This is a genomic window from Variovorax pasteuri (assembly GCF_051216435.1).
Taxonomy (GTDB): Bacteria; Pseudomonadota; Gammaproteobacteria; order Burkholderiales; family Burkholderiaceae_C; genus Variovorax.
In genome coordinates this window covers 610,794-631,166 of sequence record NZ_JBPJZS010000002.1, presented here as the reverse complement: position 1 = coordinate 631,166, position 20,373 = coordinate 610,794, and the positions used below count along the sequence as shown (strand labels likewise).

Here is a 20,373-nt window from a genome sequence, read left to right as displayed (position 1 = left end):
CGCCTTCAGTGGTCCAGGATGCCCTGGGAGAAGAAATGCGCGCGCACCAGCTTCGTGTACGCGCCGAACTCCGGCGAGGCCATCATGTCCAGCGTGCGGGCGCGCGGCAGGTCGATGTCGTACACGGCGGCAATGGCGCCGGGCCGCTCGCTCATCACGATCACGCGGTCCGACAGGAAGATGGCTTCCGGAATGCTGTGGGTGATGAGCATCACCGTCTTCTTCGAGGCCAGCCAGATGCGCTGCAGCTCCAGGTTCATCTTCTCGCGCGTCATTGCGTCCAGCGCGCCGAAGGGCTCGTCCATCAGCAGCACCGAGGGGTCGTGCAGCAGCGCGCGGCAGATCGACGCGCGCTGCTGCATGCCGCCCGAGAGCTGCCAGGGGTACTTGCCCTCGAAGCCCTTCAGGCCGGCCATCTCCATCAGCTCGCGGGCGCGGGCCTTGGCTGCATCCATGGGCAGGTGGCGCATCTCGGCCTGCAGCAGGATGTTGTCTTCCACGCTGCGCCAGGGCAGCAGCACCGCGCTCTGGAACACGATGCCCACGTCCTTCTGCGGACCGACGATGGGCTTGCCCGCCAGCGTGAGGCTGCCGCCGCTGATGGGCAGCAGGCCCGCCACCATCTTCAGCAGCGTGCTCTTGCCGCAGCCCGAGGGGCCGACGACCGAGACGAACTCGCCTTCCCCGATGGCGAAGTCGAGCGGCTTGAGCGACTCGACCGGGCCGTCCTTGCTGGGGTAGATCTTCGAGACGCCGCGCGCTTCGATCAGGACATTGGTAGGCATTGAGCTTAAAGAGAGAGCGGAAGCTGGCGAGTTGAAAACGGGGCGTTCGGCTTTTTCGCGAGACACCGCGGAACCGGCTTTGCCGGGCCGCTGGTGTCGCCCCCGGAACGGGGAGGGAGAAGCGACATGAAGTGCGCGCAGCCTGGGGGTGAACCTATTGCGGCAGGAAGTCGAGGGTCACGTAGTCTTCCGGCTTGCCGCGCGTGGATGCGTCCATGCCGCCGTACTGCACCAGCAGGTCGAGCGAGTCGCTCACGTTCTTCATGGCCACGCGAAACGGGCGCTGGTTGGCCGTTTCCTTGGTGTGGTACAGCGCCACGCTCTGCTTCATGCCCACGATCAGCGTGTCGCGCACGCCGGCCTTCGGGTTGGCCTTGAGCATGGCGTCCACCGCCGCTTCGGGGTTCTTCTCGGCGGCCTCGGCCGCCTTGGTGGAGGCGCGCATGAAGCGCTTCACCAGGTCGGGGTTCTCGGTCAGCAGGTTCTTGTTGGTGATGATCCCGGAGCTGATCTGGTTCACGCCCGAGTCGGCGAAGCGGATGGGCGTCACGGGCTTGCCGGTGGCGTCCTGCAGCTTGATGGCCTGGTCCATCACATAGCCCAGCAGCAGGTCGGCCTGGCCGTTGGTCACGGCATTGAGCTTGGTCTGGCCGTCGCCCGAGACGATCTTCACCTGGTCGGCCGTGATGTTGTTGACCTTGAGGAACAGCGGCCACATCTGCGACATCGAGTCGCCCGGCGTGGTCGCCACGGTCTTGCCGATGATGTCCTTGGGCGTCTTGATGTTCTTCTCGGTGAAGCCCATGACCGACATCGGGCTCACCTGGAACAGCACGCCGGTCGACTTCAGCGGCGCACCCTTGGCGGCGGCCTTGATCATGGTCGTGACGTCGATGTAGCCGAAGGTGGCCGACTTGGCGGCCACCGCCTGCGCGGTGACGGCGGAACCGCGGCCCTCCTGGATGTCGAGGTCGATGCCTTCCTCGGCGTAGAAGCCCTTTTCCTTGCCGAGGAAGAAGGGCGCGTGCTCGCTGTACAGGTACCAGTTGAGCATCAGCGTGACCTTGTCCTTGGGCTTGTCGGCCTGGGCGTGGGCCGGCGCGATGGAAAGGGCGGCGAAGGCGGCGAAGGCGGCGGCGCCGAGCAGCGAGGGAAGCAGTTTCTTCATGGTCTTGTCTCCGGGAGGTTGTTGGTATGCAGAAGGAACCAGGAACTCAGTGCGCGTGGCGCTGCGAGGCGTGCCACGGAATCATCACGCGCTCGACCAGGTCGACCGCGACGAAAAGAATGACGCCGATGCTCGACAGCACCACCAGCGCGGCGAACATCAGGGGCAGGTCGAAGTTGCCGTTGGCCACCTGCAGCACATAGCCGATGCCCGAGTTGGAGCCGACGAACTCGCCCACCACCGCACCCACCACGGCCAGCGTGACCGACACCTTCAGGCCGCTGAAGATCTGGGGCAGGGCCTGCGGCAGGCTGATCTTGAAGAAGGTCTGAAGCCGGCTCGCGCCCATGGAGCGCGACAGGTCGATCATGTCGGGCTCGACCGACTTGAAGCCCATCACCGTGGACACCACCACCGGGAAGAAGCCCAGCAGGAAGGCGCTGATCACTTTCGGAAAGATGCCGAAGCCGAACCACACCACGAACAGCGGCGCGATCGCCACCTTCGGGATGCTCTGCGAGAACACCAGCAGCGGGTACACATACGACTCGACCACGCGCGAGTAGGCGATGACCATCGCCATCGGAATGCCGATCAGGATCGTCAGGCCGAAGCCGCCCAGCGTGGCCAGCGTGGTCTTCCAGCTTTCGGACAACAGGCGCGGCCATTCGGCCACGAGCTGCTTCACCACCTCCCACGGCGGTGGGACCAGGTAGGCCGGGATCTTGAAGAGGCGGATCGCCAGGTCCCACAGCACCAGCAGCAGCAAGATGAGGATGAACGGGCGCAGGGCCGGGGAGAGCAGGAGCTTGCGGAGCATGGCGGGGCGGCGCTTTCTTGCGTGCTTACTGCTGCACGGTCAGGCCGGCGGCCTTCACGAGTTCGGCGTTGCTGGCGATCTCGTCCTTGATGTAGGCGTCGAACTGCGCGGGCTTGAGCGTCCAGGCGTCGGCGCCGAGCTTCAGGAAGCGTTCCTTCACCTCGGGCGTGGCCAGCGCCTTGGCCACCTCTGCGTTCAGTCGCTCGACGATGTCGCGTGGCGTCTTGGCCGGCGCCATCATGCCGATCCAGAAGTTGAACTCCGAGCCGGGCACGCCGGCCTCGGTGGTGGTGGGCACGTCGGGCAGGGCGGCCGCGCGCTTGGGCGAGCCGACGGCCAGCGCCAGCAGCTGGCCTTCCTTGATCTGGCCGATGACCGGCGCGATGGGGGAGAAGTAGTAGTCGACCCGGCCCGAGAGCACTTCGGTCACGGCCTCGCCCGACCCCTTGAAGGGGATGTTGGTCGCGTCGATCTTCGCGGCCATCTTGAACTTCTCGGCGTTCAGGTGCGTGGCGCTGCCCTGGCCGGCGGAGGCGAAGTTCATGCTGCCGGGCTTGGCGCGTGCGGCGGCCAGCAACTGCGGCAGCGTCTTGATGTTCTTCGAGGGCGAGATGACCAGCGCGTTGGGCAGCGACGAGATGGGCGTGACGCCCGCGAAGTCGTGCACCGTGTCGAAGGGCAGTTTGGCGAAGGTCGACGGGCTCACCGTGTGCGAGGACGAATGGATCATGACCGTGTAGCCGTCCGCAGCGGCCGTGGCCACTGCCTGCTGCCCGATGGTGCCGCTGGCGCCGCCGCGGTTGTCGATGACCAGCGTCTGGCCCATGCTGAGGCTCATCTTGTCGGTGATGGCGCGGGCAATGATGTCGGTGGTGCTGCCGGCCGCGAAGGGAACGATCACGCGGATCGGCTTGGTGGGGTAACCGTTCTGCGCGGCGGCCAGGCCCGGCAGCAAGGCCGCGATGCAGGTCAGGGAGGCAATGACGGCGGTGCGTGCAGTGCTTGCAAGAAGAGGCTTCAAGTTTGTCTCCGCGCGGTGGGTCCGCATTCTTTGATCGTTCAATTCACCAATGAGTGAATTAACGATTTTAGGAACGGGTGCGCCGCAGCGTCAACGGCCGCTGCCTAGTGAATACCCGGAGAGTGCGAGGGCGCCGCGAGGGCGCCGCGAGGGCGCGCGCTCAGTGCGAGGTCAGCGCAGGACGTAGCCCAGCACGAGGTCGGTCATGTGCGAGAGGCGTTGCGCCATCGCCTTGGGCGCGCGCAGGTCGCGCCCGAAGATGGCCGACAGCGTGTGGTTGTTCGACAGGTAGAAGTAGCACAGCGACGCGATGGAGATGTACAGCTGCACCGGGTCGACGCCCGCGCGGAACAGGTTGTCCTTCTTGCCGCGCTCCAGCACGGTGTCGAGCAGTTGCACCAGCGGCGAGTTCATTTCCTGGATGCGCTCGGAGCGCTTCAGGTGCGCCGCGCAGTGCAGGTTCTCGCTGTTGAGCAGCGTGATGAACTCGGGGTGCTCCAGGTAGTAGTGCCAGGTGAAGGACACCAGCTGGCGGATGGCCTCGACCGGTTCGATCTCGTCGAGGTGCAGGCGCTGCTCGGCCTCGCGGATGTCGGCGTAGGTGCGCTCCAGCACCGCCAGGAACAGGTCGTCCTTGCTGCCGAAGTAGTAGTAGATGAGCCGCTTGTTGAGGCCCGCGCGCTCGGCGATGCTGTCCATGCGCGCGCCGGCCAGGCCGCGTGCGGAGAACTCGTCGCGCGCCGACGCGAGGATGGCGAGCTGCGAGCGGTCGGCATCGCGCGAACGGGGTTCGAGAAGTTCGGGGGCGTCGGACGCGGAGTCCTTGGGGGCCTTCATGGCGCGAATTTAACCAATTGGTGAATTAACGCAAGGCGTCTGGAGGGGGCGCACATAATTGCCGAAGACATTTGCAGCTGAGGTTCCACTTCTCATGAGTACATCACAACCCGCAGGCCACCTGATCGTGGAGTGCCTGGTCGAGCAGGGCATGGAGATCGCGTTCGGCGTGCCCGGCGAAAGCTTCCTGGCGGTGCTCGACGGCTTTCATGCGTACCGCGACCGTGCGCGCTTCATCGTCAACCGGCAGGAGGGCGGCGCGGCCTTCATGGCCGAGGCGCACGGCAAGCTCACCGGGCGGCCGGGCGTGTGCTTCGTGACCCGCGGTCCGGGTGCGACCAATGCGTCGATCGGCGTGCACAACGCATTCCAGGACTCGACGCCGATGGTGCTGTTCGTGGGCGACGTCGGCAGCGACTTCCGCGACCGCGAGGCCTTCCAGGAGGTGGACTACGGCAGCTTCTTCGGGCCGAGCACCAAGGGTTTCGCCAAGCGGGTGGAGCGCATCGACGACGCGAACCGCATTCCCGAATACATCGCACGCGCCTTCGCCACGGCGATGAACGGACGGCCCGGCCCGGTGGTGGTGGTGCTGCCGGAAGACATGCTGCGCAGCGAGACCGCGGCGCGCCCGTTGAAGCGCGTGGAGGCCGTCGAGCCCTGGAGCGACCCCGGTGCGCTGCGCACGCTGCGCGAACTGCTGCTGAAGTCGCAGCGCCCGCTGTTGATTGCCGGCGGCGGCGGCTGGACCGCGCAGGCCGCGCAGGCGTTGCAGCGCTTTGCCGAGAACTGGCGCCTGCCAGTGACCAACGCCTTCCGCTTTCAGGACACGTTCGACAACCACCATCCGCTGTATGCGGGCGACGTCGGCATCGCCATCAACCCCAAGCTCGCTCAGCGCGTGAAGGACGCCGACCTGATCCTGGCGATCGGCCCGCGCCTGGGCGAGATGACGACCGGCGGCTACACGCTGCTCGAGGCGCCCAAGGCGAAGCAGACGCTGGTGCACATCCACGCGAGCGCGGAAGAACTCAACCGCGTGTACCAGGCCGACCTGGCGATCAACGCCGGCATGAGCGCGGCCGCGCGCAGCCTGGAGGTGCTGAGCGCGCCGCCGACGCTGCCGTGGGAAGAGTGGACGCTGCAGGCGCATGCCGACTACGAAGCCAACCTGGTGCCGCAGGCGCTGGCCGGCATGCCTGCCGAGACGCCGCGCGGGCCGGTCGACATGGCGCAGGTCGTCGCGCTGCTGCAGAAGCACCTGCCGGCGGATGCGGCCATCACCAACGGCGCGGGCAACTTCGCGAGCTGGGTGCACCGCTACTTCCGCTACCACGGGCTCGCCAAGGGCACCAAGACGCAGCTGGCGCCGACCAGCGGTGCCATGGGCTACGGCGTGCCGGCCGGCATCGCGGCCAACCTGGCGACGGGGCGCGTGGCCTTCACGATCGCGGGCGACGGCGATTTCCTGATGACGGGGCAGGAGCTGGCCACGGCGTCGCAGCACGGCGGCAAGAGCATCATCGTGCTGCTGAACAACGGCATGTTCGGCACCATCCGCATGCACCAGGAGCGCGAGTACCCCGAACGCACGAGCGGCACGGCGCTGCGCAACCCCGATTTCTGCGGACTTGCACGCGCCTATGGCTATGCAGCCGAGCGGGTGACGGCCACCGGGCAATTCGAAGCCGCGCTGTTGCGCGCACTGGCGGCGGACACGGGTACGCTGATCGAGATTCCGCTCGACCCCGAGGTGATCACCACGCGCGGCACGCTGGCGTCGATCACGCGCTCGGCGAAGCAGCAGGCCCCGCGCTGAGTTCGGCACGATGCCGGGCCACTTCGGCGCGCAGGGCGCTCGACCGCAGTTCGAACACGTCGAACAGGCCCAGGGCGTCGAGGGTGGGAATCAGCGACAGCAGGTCGTGCCGCGCGGTGTGTTTCTGCTCGGCAGACGCATGCGCGTCTTCGAGGACGCGCACGTTCGCGAGGAAGGCACCGACCGATCCCTTGCGCAATGTGTGGCCGTTGATGACGGTGAAGTCCTGGCCGTCGGGCAGTACATCCTGGGCTTGCATGTGTGTTCCTTGGAAGGGGTGGTGAAGATGAACACGATGCTAGGCAGCACGGCGCGTTCAGGCTTGCGGCGCGGGGCCAATCGATACCGCCGGCGGGCCAGGCATGGCTGCTGAGCCCTCGGCGAGGCTCTGGCTCGACGCGCACGAAGCACCGCGCGTCACCGGGTATCACGCGCATGAGACCGGTCAGCTGTTCGCGCTGCGCGAGGGCCTGCAGGTCATCGAGACACCATCGGGGCGATGGGTGCAGCCGCCGGGGTGGATCGGCTGGATCGCGCCGCGCTGCGCCCATGCGGCGCACAGCTTCGGCGCGACGGCGGGCTGGAGCCTGCACATCGACGCGTCGATGGCGGCCGTGTTGCCGGACGGGCCGCATGTATTCGCGGTCACGCCGCTGGCGCAGGGGCTGGTGGACCGGCTGACATCGCTGGATGCATCCGACCCCCTCCAGGAGCCACGCCGTGCGCGATTGGTGGGTGTGCTGATCGACGAGCTTGTGGCGGGCGTGAGGCCGTCGCTGCACCTGCCGATGCCGCAGGACAGGCGCCTGATCGCGATGGCCACCGCGCTGTCCGCCGATCCGGCGCTGGCGGATGGAATCGACGAATGGGCCGATCGCATCGGCATGGCGCGCCGAACGCTGACGCGCCGCTTCGCGGCAGAGACGGGACTGAGCTTCGCGCAATGGCGCCAGCAGGCGCGTTTGCTGAAGGCGGTGGAACTGCTGAGCGTGAAAGAGCCTGTGACGACGGTGGCTTTGACGGTGGGCTACAGCTCGGTGAGCGCCTTCATCGAGGCCTTCCGCAAGCACTTCGGCTGCACGCCGGCGCGCTTCTTCGAGGAGGGGATGGCCTTGCCGCAGGCGAAAAAAAAGCCGGCATGAAGCCGGCTTTCTGATTCAGGAGCGCGAGGCCCCCGAGTGCTTACTTGACGTGCTTGCCGATCAGCGCGGCCAGTTCGAACATCGACACTTGGGCCTTGCCGAAGATTTCCTTCAGCTTGGCGTCGGCGTTGATGTTGCGCTTGTTGGCCTTGTCTTGAAGGTTGTTCTTCTTGATGTAGTCCCACAGCTTGCTCACGACAGCGGTGCGCGGCAGCGGCGTCGAGCCGACTACGGCGGCGAGTGCCGGGCTGGGGGTCAGGGCCTTCATGAACGCGGCGTTGGGCGTGCGCTTCTTGGCGGGAGCAGCCTTCTTTGCGGGTGCGGCCTTCTTTGCAGGAGCAGCAGCCTTCTTCGCGGGAGCGGCGGCCTTCTTTGCAGGAGCAGCAGCCTTCTTTGCCGGAGCAGCAGCCTTCTTCGCAGGAGCAGCGGCCTTCTTTGCCGGAGCAGCAGCCTTCTTCGCGGGAGCCGCAGCTTTCTTTGCCGGAGCTTTCTTTGCAGTTGCCATGGTTGATTTCCTTTTTTGGTTGAACGTTCACCAATGAAAAACTTGCGTCTCCAGTGGCATTGCGGATGCTAAAGGAGAAAAAACGCGTTTCCAAGGGGAAAAGCGCTTTTTTCATTGGGGGCTGTTGTTTTTTCAGAGGGGAGAAGCGTCCTTTTTCACGTTCGCCGGGCCGGCCATGTTGCGAGCACCACGCCCACGATGGCGATCACGAACGCAATCAGCTGTGGCGAAGACAGGTTTTCGCCCAGCACGAGCACGCCCACGAGGGCTGCGCTCACCGGCAGCAGCACCGCGAAGACACCCGCTTGTGCGGCTGGTACGTTGCGAAGTCCGGTCATCCATAGCCATACCGTCCAGATGCTCGCGGCCAGCGCATAGGCCACGAGCAGGGCCCAGGTGCCGAAGCGCACGGCGGTGAAGTCGAACTGCAGCGCGAACCAGATGCCGAAGGGCATCGAGAGCATGAAGCCCCACAGGTTGATGAGCGAGGCGATGCGCTTGGGGCCGAGGCGCCCTGTGAGCGACTTGCCGATCACCGCGTAGGCCGTCTCGCAGAGCACCGCGCAGAACACCAGCAGGTTGCCGAGCCACGGCATCGACGAATGCATGGCCGCGGTCGAGGCCGGCGCGTGCGCGGAAGACGCCGTCGAGAGCGCGAGCAGACCAATGCCCAGCGCCGCGCAAGCGATGGCCCCGCCGATGCGCATGGTGATGCGCTCGCGCAGGAAGAGCCAGCTCGCAACGGCCACGCAGGCGGGGATCGACGCCATGATCACGCCGGCCGACACCGCGCTGGTCAGGCTCACGCCGAACAGCATGCAGATCGAGAACAGGAAGTTGCCGAGGAACGATTCGAGGAACACCAGCCAGCGCGTGCGCGATGTCATGGGCGGCTCGTCGGGCGCGCGCTTGAGCCAATGGGGCATGGCGAGCGCCGCAATGCCGAAGCGCAGCCACGCGAGCAGCAGCACGGGGAAGGCGGCGACCAGGGGCTTGGAGAGGGCGACGTAGCCGCCCACGAGCGACATGCTCAAGGCCAGGCAGCCGTAGGCCACGAGGCGGCCTGATGCGGGGGTGGTGGAGTTCAATAGACTGGGATCTTGTTGTTGCGGAAAGCGGTTTCGATGATGCCCCACGTTTTTGTCTACGGCACGCTGCGCAGCGGCGGGCGCAACGACATCGCGCGCTACCGGCCATTGCCTGTGCGAGTGGGCGAGGCCTGCATCGACGGCACGCTGTACGACCTGGGCGCCTATCCGGGCATCGTGCTCGGTGGCGTGGGGCGTGTCGTGGGCGAGGTCTATGCGGTCGATCCGGCGCTCGAGGCTGCGCTCGATGTGCTCGAGGAAGTGGCCGATGACGATTCGGGCGAGTACATCAAGCGGCGCGTGCGCGTCGAAGTGAGTGGGCAGTGGGTCGATTGCCTGGTGTACGAGATTCACCCGTCGCGCATTGCAGGCCGCCATGTGATCCAGAGCGGGGACTGGATCTCGCATGCCGCGCTGAGCGGTGGCTCGTTTTCACCAACGAAAGATTGATTGCGCATTGTGAAATGCGAGAGTGCTGCGCCGCAATATTTTTTCTCAATATGAGAAAAATAATTTTGCATTGAGAAATACTTCCGTAAGCTATTGATTTTATTGGTTGAAAAATATGTCTTCTATAAGACATAAGAGTCCGGGAGCGGATTAAAGTAACTCCACGGCCGCAGCGCCAGACCTTCAACCAACCTCACGGAGTGACCATGCCCCAGACCCTCACAGAACAACTCAGCCGCGAACAACAAATCGCCGCCCTCGAAAAAGAGTGGGCCACCGACCCGCGCTGGAAGGGCGTCAAGCGCGGCTACAGCGCGGCCGACGTGGTGCGTCTGCGCGGCTCGTTTCCCATCGAGCACACGCTGGCCAAGCGCGGCGCTGAAAAGCTCTGGGACAAGATCAACGGCGGTGCCAAGAAGGGCTACGTGAACGCGTTCGGCGCCATCTCCGCCGGCCAGGCCATGCAGCAGGCCAAGGCCGGCCTGGAAGCGGTGTACCTGTCGGGCTGGCAGGTCGCCGCCGACGGCAACACCTCCGAGACGATGTACCCCGACCAGTCGCTGTACGCCTACGACTCGGTGCCGACGATGGTCCGTCGCATCAACAACACCTTCCGCCGTGCCGATGAAATCCAGTGGGGCCGTGGCATCAACCCGGGCGACAAGGAGTTCATCGACTACTTCCTGCCGGTCGTGGCCGACGCGGAAGCCGGCTTCGGCGGCGTGCTGAACGCCTTCGAACTGATGAAGAACATGATCGCGTCGGGCGCTGCCGGCGTGCACTTCGAAGACCAGTTGGCTGCCGTGAAGAAGTGCGGCCACATGGGTGGCAAGGTGCTGGTTCCCACGCAGGAAGCCTGCGAGAAGCTGATCTCCGCGCGCTTCGCCGCCGACGTGATGGGCGTGCCGACCATCGTGCTGGCCCGCACCGATGCGGAAGCCGCCAACCTGATCACCTCCGACCATGACGCCAACGACAAGCCCTTCCTGACCGGCGAGCGCACGCAAGAAGGCTTCTACCGCGTCAAGAACGGCCTGGAACAAGCCATCAGCCGCGGTGTGGCCTACGCACCGTACGCCGACCTGGTGTGGTGTGAAACCGGCGTGCCGGACATCGGCTTCGCCCGCGAATTCGCCCAGGCCGTGCACGCTGCATGCCCCGGCAAGCTGCTGTCGTACAACTGCTCGCCTTCCTTCAACTGGAAGAAGAACCTCGACGACAAGCAGATCGCATCGTTCCAGGAAGACCTGTCGGCCCTCGGCTACAAGTACCAGTTCATCACGCTGGCCGGTATTCACATCAACTGGTTCAACACCTTCCAGTTCGCCCACGCCTACGCCCGCGGCGAAGGCATGAAGCACTACGTGAACATGGTGCAGGAGCCCGAATTCGCGGCGCGCGACAAGGGCTACACCTTCGTGTCGCACCAGCAGGAAGTCGGTGCCGGCTACTTCGACGACGTGACCACCGTGATCCAGGGCGGCTCGTCCAGCGTGAAGGCGCTGTCGGGCTCGACCGAGGAAGAGCAGTTCCACTGATCCTCGCGGATCGGTTGACGCGCGGCGGCTTGCCGTCGCTTTCAAGCCCGGCTCGTCGCCGGGCTTTTGCTTTGGCCCCTTCCTCGTTGGGGCGCGTGGCTCCAGGAGTGCCGTACCCACGGCCCGGGCGGGCAGCGGCTAGAATCACCGGCTCTGCACTCAACAAGAGCGAGAAAGGCACCTTGGTTATGACACCGCGAACTACCCCGCAAGAAACCAGCGGCTTTTTCTTCACTGAAGGAAAAGGCCGGTAGCCCCGCGCGTGCTGGCTTCTGCCAGCTCTACAGCCAAGCAAAGCGCGGTCTTCCACCGCGCTTTTTTGTTTTTCTCCCCGAGGTTTTCACATGATCCAGATCACGCTCCCCGACAACTCGCGCCGCGAGTTCCCAGGCCCTGTTTCGGTGGCCGAAGTGGCCCGGTCCATCGGCCCCGGCCTCGCCAAGATGACGGTGGCCGGCAAGGTCGACGGCAGGCTCGTCGATGCCAGCGACGTCATCGACCACGACGCGAAGCTCCAGATCATCACGCCCAAGGACGACGAGGGCCTGGAGATCATCCGCCACTCGACGGCCCACCTGGTTGGCCATGCGGTGAAGCAGCTCTACCCGACGGCGAAGATGGTGATCGGTCCGGTGATCGACGAAGGCTTCTATTACGACATTTCGTACGAGCGCCCCTTCACGCCCGAGGACATGGAAGCCATCGAAGCGCGCATGCGGGAGCTGATTGCGCAGGACTATGACGTCGTCAAGAAGATGACGCCGCGCGCCGAGGTGATCGAGGTGTTCAAGTCGCGCGGCGAGGACTACAAGCTGCGCCTCGTCGAGGACATGCCCGACGAGCAGACCATGGGCCTGTATTACCACCAGGAATACGTCGACATGTGCCGCGGGCCGCACGTGCCGAACACGCGCTTCCTGAAGGTCTTCAAGCTCACGAAGCTGGCCGGTGCCTACTGGCGCGGCGACGCCAAGAACGAGCAACTGCAGCGCATCTACGGTACGGCCTGGGCCGACAAGAAGCAGCTCGACCAGTACATCCAGCGCATCGAGGAGGCCGAGAAGCGCGATCACCGCAAGCTTGGCAAGGAACTCGACCTGTTCCATATCGACGAAGTGGCGCCGGGCGTGGTGTTCTGGCACCCGAAGGGGTGGGCGGTGTGGCAGCAGGTCGAGCAGTACATGCGCGGCATCTACCGCGACACGGGCTATTGGGAAGTGAAGGGTCCGCAGATTCTCGACAAGAGCCTGTGGGAGAAAACGGGCCATTGGCAGAACTACCGCGACAACATGTTCACCACGGAGTCGGAGAAGCGCGAGTACGCGCTCAAGCCGATGAACTGCCCGGGCCACGTGCTGATCTTCAAGAGCGACCTGCGCAGCTACCGCGATCTGCCCCTGCGCTACGGCGAGTTCGGCCAGTGCCACCGCAACGAGCCCAGCGGCGCGCTGCACGGCATCATGCGCGTGCGCGGCTTCACGCAGGACGACGGGCACATCTTCTGCACGGAAGACCAGATCCTGGACGAGTGCATCGCCTACACGGCGCAGTTGCAGAAGGTTTACGCCGACTTCGGCTTCACGGACATCCTCTACAAGGTCGCGACGCGTCCCGAGAACCGCGTGGGCTCCGACGAGCTGTGGGACAAGGCCGAGCATGCGGTGATGGAGTCGCTGCGCCGTTCGGGTGTCGACTTCATCATCTCGCCGGGGGACGGCGCCTTCTACGGCCCGAAGATCGAATACACGCTGCGTGACGCCATCGGTCGCCAGTGGCAGTGCGGCACGATGCAGGTCGACTTCAACACGGCGGAGCGCCTGGGCGGCGAATACGTGACGGAATCGAGCGGCCGCGCGCATCCCGTGATGCTGCACCGCGCGATCGTCGGCAGCCTGGAGCGGTTCATCGGCATGCTCATCGAACACCACTCCGGCGCGATGCCCGCATGGCTCGCTCCGGTGCAGGTTGCGGTGCTCAATATCAGCGAAGGACAGGCCGATTACGCTCGGGACGTGGCGAAAGCGCTGCAAAATCAAGGGCTTAGGGTTCAGCTTGACCTGCACAACGAAAAGATTACGTATAAAATACGGAAGCATTCGTTGCAAAAGCTCCCTTACATCCTCGTCGTAGGCGACAAGGAAAAGGAGGCAGGTGCCGTCGCAGTGCGCGCCCGGGGCAATCAAGACCTCGGTGCAATGTCCCTCGAATCGTTCGTGCAACGGCTCGTCCAGGATGTTGCTGACAAGCGTTGATTTGTCCGGGAAACACCCCCATGTGTTTCCCCTGCAAGTCGTGTCGCTTGTCCGCGAGGACTGACCGGCGTTCGCTACAGATTTTGTAGCAAATTTTGAAGGATTCTGACCATCGCTACTGCATTTCGCGACCGCCGCCACCGCGAGGAACGCCAACACCGCCTTAACCGGGAAATCATGGCCCCGGAAGTCCGCCTAGTCGGCCCGGAAAACGAGCCCATGGGTGTCATGAGTCTCTCGGAGGCCTTGCGCCTTGCCGGCGAGGCTGACGTGGATCTGGTGGAGGTCGTTGCGGCGGCCAACCCGCCGGTTTGCCGCCTGATCGAGTACGGAAAGTTCAAGTACCACGAGCAGAAGAAGGCAGCAGAGGCGAAGTCGAAGCAGAAGGTCATCGAGGTCAAGGAAATCAAGTTCCGCCCCGGTACCGACGACGGCGACTACAACATCAAGATGCGCAACATCAAGCGCTTTCTCGATGAGGGCGACAAATGCAAGATCACGCTGCGCTTCCGCGGCCGCGAGATCACGCACCAGGAGCTCGGTTTGGCGCTGCTGCAGCGCATTCGCGACGAACTGGGCGACCTGATCATGGTCGAGCAGTTCCCCAAGCTCGAAGGCCGGCAGATGATCATGATGATCGCGCCGGGCCGCAAGAAGGCCGGAGGCGCCGCACCGAAGCCGGCAGCAGACGCTGCGCCGGCAGCGGCGTCTCCCGCAACGGCCTGAACGGGCGGGGTCGCAGTAGCGAGGTTTTGAAGGGATTTCGCCGTTGCCGGCACTTCGAAAGAAGCGCAGGCAGCGGCGAGATAAAGAAGTGTCTCGGGGCCAACAAGTCCGTGGAGTATCCGCGGCGCCTCACGAGCACAAACTAAAGGAGCATTCACATGCCCAAAATGAAGACCAAGAGCAGCGCGAAAAAACGTTTCCGCGTTCGTCCCGGTGGCACCGTCAAGCGCGGTCAAGCCTTCAAGCGTCACATCTTGACGAAGAAGACCACCAAGAACAAGCGTCACCTCCGTGGTGCAGTCGCAGTGCATGAGACCAACATGGTTTCTGTCGCCGCCATGCTGCCCGGCCGTGGCATTTAACTCAGACGAACAAGGAGTACACACATGCCTCGCGTCAAACGTGGTGTAACGGCTCGCGCCCGCCACAAGAAAGTTCTCGCACTCGCCAAGGGTTTCCGCGGTCGCCGCGGCAATGTCTTCCGCGTCGCCAAACAGGCGGTGATGAAGGCAGGCCAATACGCCTACCGTGACCGCCGTACCAAGAAGCGCGTGTTCCGTCAGTTGTGGATTGCGCGTATCAACGCCGCCTCGCGTGAACTGGGCCTGACCTACAGCCAGTTCGCCAACGGCATCCGCAAGGCCGGTATCGAGATCGACCGCAAGATGCTTGCGGACATCGCCGTGCACGACAAGGCCGCTTTTGCCGGCATCGTGGAGCAGGTCAAGGCCAAGCTGGCTGCTTGATTCTGCACAGCAGGGGTGCCGCCTTCGGGCGGCTTCCTGCGCCCACGGCTCAAGGGCTGGCGCTTGAAAAGGCTCCAGCTCTTTTTTATTTCCCCTCGAAGATTTTTGTTGCTATGAACGAGCTGGACTCCCTGGTAGCCACCGCAGGCGCCGCTTTCGCCCAGGCGAAAACGCCCGCTGAACTCGAAAACGCCAAGGCGCAGTTCCTCGGCAAGTCGGGTCGCATCACCGAGCTGATGAAGGGCATGGCCGCACTGAGTGTCGAGGAGAAGAAGTCCCGCGGCGCCGCGATCAACGTGGGCAAGCAGGCCATCGAGGCCGCCTTGACCGAGCGCCGTCAGCAACTGGCAGACGAAGAACTCTCGCTGCAACTGCGCGCCGAGGCGCTCGATGTGAGCCTGCCCGGGCGCCGCCGCATTCCGGGAGGCCTGCACCCCGTGAGCCGCACGCTGGAGCGCATCGAGGAGATCTTCTCGAGCATGGGCTTCGACGTGGCCGACGGCCCCGAGATCGAGAGCGACTGGCACAGCTTCACCTCGCTCAACAACCCGCCGAACCATCCGGCGCGTTCCATGCAGGACACCTTCTATGTCGACATCAACGGCGACGACGGTGTTCCCTACAACCTGCGTCCGCACACCAGCCCGATGCAGGTGCGCTATGCACATCAGCACATCAAGAAATATGCGGCCGAGTTCGCCGCTGCAGCTGCCGACGCGACCGGCACCGTCAAGGCGCCCGAGATCCGCGTGATCGCGCCGGGCCGCACCTACCGTGTCGACAGCGACGCCACGCATTCGCCCATGTTCCACCAGTGCGAAGGCCTGTGGCTCGGCGAGAACGTGAGCTTCAAGGACCTGAAGGTCGTCTTCACCGACTTCTGCCGCACCTTCTTCGAGCGCGACGACCTCGTGCTGCGCTTCCGCCCGAGCTTCTTCCCGTTCACCGAGCCCAGCGCCGAGATCGACATCCAGTTCGCGAGCGGCCCGCTGGCCGGCCGCTGGCTCGAGGTGTCGGGCGCCGGCCAGGTGCATCCGAACGTGGTGCGCAACATGGGCCTGGACCCCGAGCGCTACATCGGCTTCGCCTTCGGCATGGGCCCCGATCGGCTCACGATGCTGCGCTACGGCGTGAACGACCTGCGCCTCTTCTTCGACGGCGACCTGCGTTTTCTCTCGCAGTTCCAGTAAGCACCCACCCACAAAAAAACCAGATCGAGATCGAAGAGATGCAATTCCCGGAATCCTGGCTGCGCGAGTTCTGTAACCCGCCCCTCGACAGCGCCGCACTGGCCGAAACGCTCACCATGGGCGGCTTCGAGGTCGAAGAGCGCCGACCGGTGGCGCCGCCTTTCACGCGCATCGTGGTCGGTGAAATCAAGGAAGCGGTGCAGCACCCCAACGCCGATCGCCTGCGCGTGTGCCAGGTCGATGCCGGGCAGGGCGCCTTGCTCAACATCGTGTGCGGTGCGCCCAACGCCCGCGTCGGCATCAAGGTGCCCTGTGCGCTTGTCGGTGCCGAGCTGCCACCGGGCGAAGACGGCAAGCCTTTCCTCATCAAGCTCGGTCAGCTGCGCGGCGTCGAAAGCCAGGGCATGCTGTGCTCGGCGCGCGAGCTGAAGCTGAGCGAAGACCATGGCGGCCTGCTCGAGCTCGATGCCGATGCACCCATCGGCGCCGACGTGCGCGACGTGCTCAAGCTCGACGACGCGTTGCTCACGCTCAAGCTCACGCCCAACCTGGCGCACGGCCTGAGCGTCTATGGCGTGGCGCGTGAACTCGCCGCGCTCACCGGTGCGCCGCTCAAGACCCCGGCCATCGCCGCGGTCGCGGCCGCGTTCACCGACGTGTTGCCCGTCAAGGTCGAAGCACCCGAACTCTGCGGCCGTTTCTCGGGCCGCATCATGCGAGGCGTGAACACCCAGGTGAGCACGCCCGGCTGGATGGTCGAGCGCCTCGCGCGCTGCGGCCAACGCAGCGTGACCCCGCTGGTCGACATCTCGAACTACGTGATGTTCGAGTACGGCCAGCCGACCCACATCTTCGACCTCGACAAGATCCACGGCGGCCTCACGGTGCGCTGGGGCAAGGCGGGCGAACAGCTCAAGCTGCTGAACGGCACGACCATCGCGGTCGACGACAAGGTCGGTGTGATTGCCGACGACCGCGAGGTCGAGTCGCTCGCCGGCATCATGGGCGGCGACGCCACCTCGGTGTCCGACGACACGCGCAACATCTATGTCGAAGCCGCGTTCTGGTGGCCCGAAGCCGTGCAGGGCCGTTCGCGCCGTTTCAACTTCTCGACCGATGCGGGCCACCGCTACGAGCGCGGCGTCGATCCGAGCCGCACGGTGCAGATCATCGAGCGCATCACGCAACTGATCGTCGAGATCTGCGGCGGCCAGGTCGGCGCCATCGACGACCAGACGCTGCACGTGCCTGCGGCCGTGCCCGTCACGCTGCGCGTGGCGCGCGCAGCGCGCGTCATCGGCATGCCGCTGACCCAGGCGCAGTGCGCCGATGCGTTGAACCGCCTCGGCTTTGCCATCAAGGAAGGCGAGGGCACGTTGACCGTGACGCCGCCGCCGCATCGCTTCGACCTGTTGATCGAAGAAGACCTGATCGAAGAAGTCGCTCGCCTGATCGGCTTCAACAACCTGCCGACCACTGCGCCGCTGGCACCGATCACCGCGCGCGTGCGCCCTGAGGCGCAGCGCAGCCGGTTCGCGGTGCGCCGCAGCCTGGCCGCGCTGGGTTACCAGGAAACGATCAACTTCAGCTTTGTCGAAGCGCACTGGGAGCAAGACCTGGCCGGCAACGCCAACCCGATCAAGCTGCTGAATCCCATCGCCAGCCAGATGAGCGTGATGCGCTCCTCGCTGCTCGGCTCGCTGATGCAGGTGCTCAAGTTCAACCTCGATCGCAAGGCGCCACGTGTGCGCGTGTTCGAGGCGGGCCGCGTGTTTCTGCGCGACGACAGCGTGGCCACCACCGACAGCACGGTGCGCGGCGTGAACCAGCCGATGCGCGTGGCCGGCCTGGCCTGGGGCGATGCTGATGAATCGCGCTGGGACGGCAAGTCGCAGCGCGTCGATTTCTATGACATGAAGGGCGACGTCGAGGCGCTGCTTGCGCCGGTGGTCCCGACCTTCGAGGTGGCCGAGCATCCTGCGCTGCACCCGGGCCGTTCGGCGCGCGTGCTGGTCGACGGCAAGGCCGTCGGCTTCGTCGGCGAACTGCATCCGCGCTGGCGCCAGAAGTGGGACTTCTCGCAGGCGCCGGTGCTGTTCGAACTCGACCTCGACGCCGTGACCGCGCGGCCCGTGCCGGTGGCGCAGGCCGTGCCCAAGCACCAGGCCGTCGAACGCGACATCGCGATCGTGGTGGCGGAGTCGGTCACGCACGACGCGCTCATGCAGACCATTCGCGCGGCAACCGCTGCGCAGGGCCTGCTGCGCGATGCGGCGCTGTTCGACATCTACCGTCCGCAGCCGTTGCGCGAAGGCACTGCGGCCGCGCCTGGTGCGCTGGCGCAAGGCGAGAAAAGCATGGCAGTGCGCCTGAGCTTCCAGAGCGACAGCGCCACCCTGACGGACGAGCAGGTCGAACCTGCCGTGCGTGCCATCGTCGAACAATTGGGCGCCACGCTCGGCGGCCGCTTGAGGGGTTGATGAGAATGAACGCTGCCGAATTCACGCTCGAGGCCCTCGAAACACCCGCGCTCACCAAGGCGCATCTGGCCGACCTGCTGTTCGAGCAGATCGGCTTGAACAAGCGTGAGTCCAAGGACATGGTCGAAGCCTTCTTCGAGCTCGTGGCCGGCAGCCTCATTGAAGGCACGGACGTGAAGATCTCGGGCTTCGGCAACTTCCAGATTCGTGTGAAGGCGCCGCGGCCGGGCCGCAACCCGCGCACCGGCGAAGCCATTCCCATCGGTGAACGCCGCGTGGCCACCTTCCACGCGAGCGCGAAACTGAAGGAACAGATCCACGGGAGCATCGATCAGGGCAACGCGTCCGAGGTCGAGTGGAGCCTGGGCGCGGAATAGTGCTTGGTGCTGTGCGCCTGCGTGGAGTAATCTCTAAGGTTTCCCGCGCACAGTCTTGATTTCAATGGAGAAAACGCTCCCGCCGATTCCTGTCAAACGCTACTTCACCATCGGTGAGGTGGGCGAACTTTGTGGCGTCAAGCCGCACGTGCTGCGCTACTGGGAGCAGGAGTTCACGCAACTGCGCCCCATGAAGCGTCGTGGCAACCGCCGCTACTACCAGCACCACGAGGTGCTCATGATTCGCCGCATCCGCGACCTGCTCTATGACCAGGGCTTCACCATCAGCGGTGCGCGCAACAAGCTGCAGGAACTCGTGCAGGGCGAGCGCGAGCGCCGCAAGGCCGGTGAGGTTCCGCTCGAAGGCATGGAAGCGATCGAGATCGACCAGGAAGAATTCGACGCAGCCGTCGTGCAGGACGCGCCCGTGTCGGCGTCAGCAACGGCGAAGCCGGCCGATCTGTCCCAGTTGTTGCACCTGCGCCGCGAACTCTTTGAAATTCGTGAGCTGTTGACCATCGGACGCTGAATTTACACAGCTATAATCGAGAGCTTCGGTGTGTGGCGCAGCCTGGTAGCGCACTTGCATGGGGTGCAAGGGGTCGAAGGTTCGAATCCTTTCACACCGACCAAAATCAGTAGATAGATCAACGGGTCAGAGCCACAAGCTCTGACCCGTTTTTCTTTAGTGCCATGCAAGCAGATTCACTTCGCATGCCACCACTCCACGCGCACTGCGCGGCGCGCGCCGCACAAAATCGGGCATGACCGATCCTCCGCGTGCTCGCGATCCGCTCCTGCACAGCCGAATCTTGAAGCAGTAGGTCAGGGTGACGATAGACAAAGAGGACCGGCGACGCAGCCGTTTCTCTCCACGGTCAGGCAGAACGCGGAGAACGCACGCCAGGACAACCAGTTGGCCTTGCCGGCCTCCAAGGTGGCCATCAAGGGCGGCACGGTGGTCTCGCAGGTGGTCGGCACCATGGCATCGATCGACAGCTCGTCGAAGTAGATCGTCGACATCATCGGGGTGATCGACGGCATTGCATTTCAGACCAACATCCTGAGACTTCCGCCTTGCCCCGCAAGACGCCCGCAACGGCGCGGGCGCCGCGCATCTTGCGCGCAGTAGCACCGCCGAAGCAGTCAGCAAGGCAAGCGTCGAAAGAATGGGCCGAGTTCCGAGCGCGTCGAGCTCTGTTTCACAGAACCCGCGCGCGGACTTCACCCTGGCTTCACTTCGCGTGAGCACACTGGCTTTCGACAGCAGGCCGGCGCTGGTAGAGGCCAGGGAGGGATAAAAAACTGCTCAGGGAATGCCTCGATGCCGCGCCTGCTGTCACCTTCTTGTGCATGCTCAGCGCCCGTCATGTCCGGCCAGGCGCTTGTGCTCCTCGCGCCTTGCTGGAGACCAGGGCCTGGCGCCCAT

General features: G+C 64.8%; 20 protein-coding genes, 1 tRNA gene and 1 pseudogene. 14 read left to right on the top strand and 8 right to left on the bottom strand.

Annotation, left to right across the window (positions count from 1 at the left end):
• Positions 1-5: 5 nt before the first annotated feature.
• From ACSFBM_RS10070 to ACSFBM_RS10050, 5 genes are all read right to left on the bottom strand, one after another.
• Entirely contained in the window at positions 6-785 is a 780-nt protein-coding gene (locus ACSFBM_RS10070) for an ABC transporter ATP-binding protein (RefSeq protein ID WP_435484213.1), read from the bottom strand.
• 154 nt (positions 786-939) lie between these two features.
• A complete protein-coding gene (locus tag ACSFBM_RS10065) occupies positions 940-1,953 on the bottom strand; it encodes an ABC transporter substrate-binding protein (protein WP_435484212.1) in 1,014 nt (337 codons plus the stop codon).
• Between the two features lie 46 nt (positions 1,954-1,999).
• Positions 2,000-2,773 carry an ABC transporter permease gene (locus tag ACSFBM_RS10060; RefSeq protein WP_435436664.1) on the bottom strand — a complete coding sequence of 258 codons (774 nt, stop codon included), beginning with the start codon at positions 2,771-2,773 and terminating at the stop codon, positions 2,000-2,002.
• Between the two features lie 25 nt (positions 2,774-2,798).
• Positions 2,799-3,794, bottom strand: a complete 996-nt coding sequence (locus ACSFBM_RS10055; RefSeq protein ID WP_435484211.1) for a tripartite tricarboxylate transporter substrate binding protein — start codon at positions 3,792-3,794, stop codon at positions 2,799-2,801.
• 171 nt (positions 3,795-3,965) lie between these two features.
• A complete protein-coding gene (locus ACSFBM_RS10050; RefSeq protein ID WP_435436666.1) occupies positions 3,966-4,631 on the bottom strand; it encodes a TetR/AcrR family transcriptional regulator in 666 nt (221 codons plus the stop codon).
• A gap of 94 nt (positions 4,632-4,725) precedes the next feature.
• Here ACSFBM_RS10050 and ACSFBM_RS10045 point away from each other — a divergent pair, with 94 nt between their 5' ends.
• Complete coding sequence (locus ACSFBM_RS10045; protein ID WP_435484210.1) at positions 4,726-6,450, top strand: thiamine pyrophosphate-binding protein; 1,725 nt, start codon at positions 4,726-4,728, stop codon at positions 6,448-6,450.
• Here ACSFBM_RS10045 and ACSFBM_RS10040 read toward each other — a convergent pair.
• Complete coding sequence (locus tag ACSFBM_RS10040) at positions 6,416-6,709, bottom strand: hypothetical protein (protein WP_435484209.1); 294 nt, start codon at positions 6,707-6,709, stop codon at positions 6,416-6,418. The genes ACSFBM_RS10045 and ACSFBM_RS10040 overlap by 35 nt on opposite strands.
• Positions 6,710-6,812: 103 nt before the next feature.
• Between ACSFBM_RS10040 and ACSFBM_RS10035 the strand changes: the two genes are divergently transcribed.
• Positions 6,813-7,592: an AraC family transcriptional regulator gene (locus ACSFBM_RS10035; RefSeq protein WP_435484208.1), complete on the top strand. Its 780-nt coding sequence runs from the start codon at positions 6,813-6,815 to the stop codon at positions 7,590-7,592.
• A gap of 40 nt (positions 7,593-7,632) precedes the next feature.
• Here ACSFBM_RS10035 and ACSFBM_RS10030 read toward each other — a convergent pair whose 3' ends face one another.
• A complete protein-coding gene (locus tag ACSFBM_RS10030; protein WP_093128656.1) occupies positions 7,633-8,097 on the bottom strand; it encodes an SWIB/MDM2 domain-containing protein in 465 nt (154 codons plus the stop codon).
• 155 nt (positions 8,098-8,252) lie between these two features.
• The gene (locus ACSFBM_RS10025) at positions 8,253-9,185 is read right to left on the bottom strand and encodes a DMT family transporter (protein ID WP_435484207.1); all 933 of its coding nucleotides are present in this window, start codon (positions 9,183-9,185) and stop codon (positions 8,253-8,255) included.
• 36 nt (positions 9,186-9,221) lie between these two features.
• Between ACSFBM_RS10025 and ACSFBM_RS10020 the strand changes: the two genes are divergently transcribed.
• The 12 genes and pseudogenes from ACSFBM_RS10020 to ACSFBM_RS09965 form a co-directional block, all read left to right on the top strand.
• Entirely contained in the window at positions 9,222-9,635 is a 414-nt protein-coding gene (locus ACSFBM_RS10020) for a gamma-glutamylcyclotransferase family protein (RefSeq protein ID WP_435484206.1), read from the top strand.
• Between the two features lie 206 nt (positions 9,636-9,841).
• Positions 9,842-11,173 (top strand): isocitrate lyase, encoded by a 1,332-nt coding sequence (aceA, locus tag ACSFBM_RS10015; RefSeq protein ID WP_116907807.1) that lies wholly within the window; start codon positions 9,842-9,844, stop codon positions 11,171-11,173.
• Positions 11,174-11,517: 344 nt separating this feature from the next.
• A complete protein-coding gene (gene thrS / locus ACSFBM_RS10010; RefSeq protein ID WP_435484205.1) occupies positions 11,518-13,425 on the top strand; it encodes a threonine--tRNA ligase in 1,908 nt (635 codons plus the stop codon).
• Between the two features lie 102 nt (positions 13,426-13,527).
• Positions 13,528-14,151: a translation initiation factor IF-3 gene (infC, locus tag ACSFBM_RS10005; protein WP_435436705.1), complete on the top strand. Its 624-nt coding sequence runs from the start codon at positions 13,528-13,530 to the stop codon at positions 14,149-14,151.
• Positions 14,152-14,309: 158 nt separating this feature from the next.
• Positions 14,310-14,513 (top strand): 50S ribosomal protein L35, encoded by a 204-nt coding sequence (gene rpmI, locus ACSFBM_RS10000; protein ID WP_007832497.1) that lies wholly within the window; start codon positions 14,310-14,312, stop codon positions 14,511-14,513.
• A gap of 24 nt (positions 14,514-14,537) precedes the next feature.
• Positions 14,538-14,897: a 50S ribosomal protein L20 gene (rplT, locus tag ACSFBM_RS09995; RefSeq protein ID WP_007832499.1), complete on the top strand. Its 360-nt coding sequence runs from the start codon at positions 14,538-14,540 to the stop codon at positions 14,895-14,897.
• A 113-nt stretch (positions 14,898-15,010) separates the two neighbouring features.
• Complete coding sequence (gene pheS / locus ACSFBM_RS09990; RefSeq protein WP_435436675.1) at positions 15,011-16,087, top strand: phenylalanine--tRNA ligase subunit alpha; 1,077 nt, start codon at positions 15,011-15,013, stop codon at positions 16,085-16,087.
• Between the two features lie 38 nt (positions 16,088-16,125).
• On the top strand, positions 16,126-18,567 hold the full coding sequence (gene pheT, locus ACSFBM_RS09985; protein ID WP_435484204.1) for a phenylalanine--tRNA ligase subunit beta: 2,442 nt from the start codon (positions 16,126-16,128) through the stop codon (positions 18,565-18,567).
• A 5-nt stretch (positions 18,568-18,572) separates the two neighbouring features.
• Positions 18,573-18,944, top strand: a complete 372-nt coding sequence (locus ACSFBM_RS09980; RefSeq protein WP_435436677.1) for an integration host factor subunit alpha — start codon at positions 18,573-18,575, stop codon at positions 18,942-18,944.
• A 64-nt stretch (positions 18,945-19,008) separates the two neighbouring features.
• Positions 19,009-19,473 (top strand): MerR family transcriptional regulator, encoded by a 465-nt coding sequence (locus ACSFBM_RS09975; protein ID WP_435436678.1) that lies wholly within the window; start codon positions 19,009-19,011, stop codon positions 19,471-19,473.
• Between the two features lie 26 nt (positions 19,474-19,499).
• Positions 19,500-19,576: transfer RNA gene (locus ACSFBM_RS09970), tRNA-Pro, on the top strand.
• Between the two features lie 209 nt (positions 19,577-19,785).
• A pseudogene (locus ACSFBM_RS09965) lies at positions 19,786-20,055 on the top strand (methyl-accepting chemotaxis protein); the annotation flags it as partial.
• Positions 20,056-20,373: the final 318 nt, after the last annotated feature.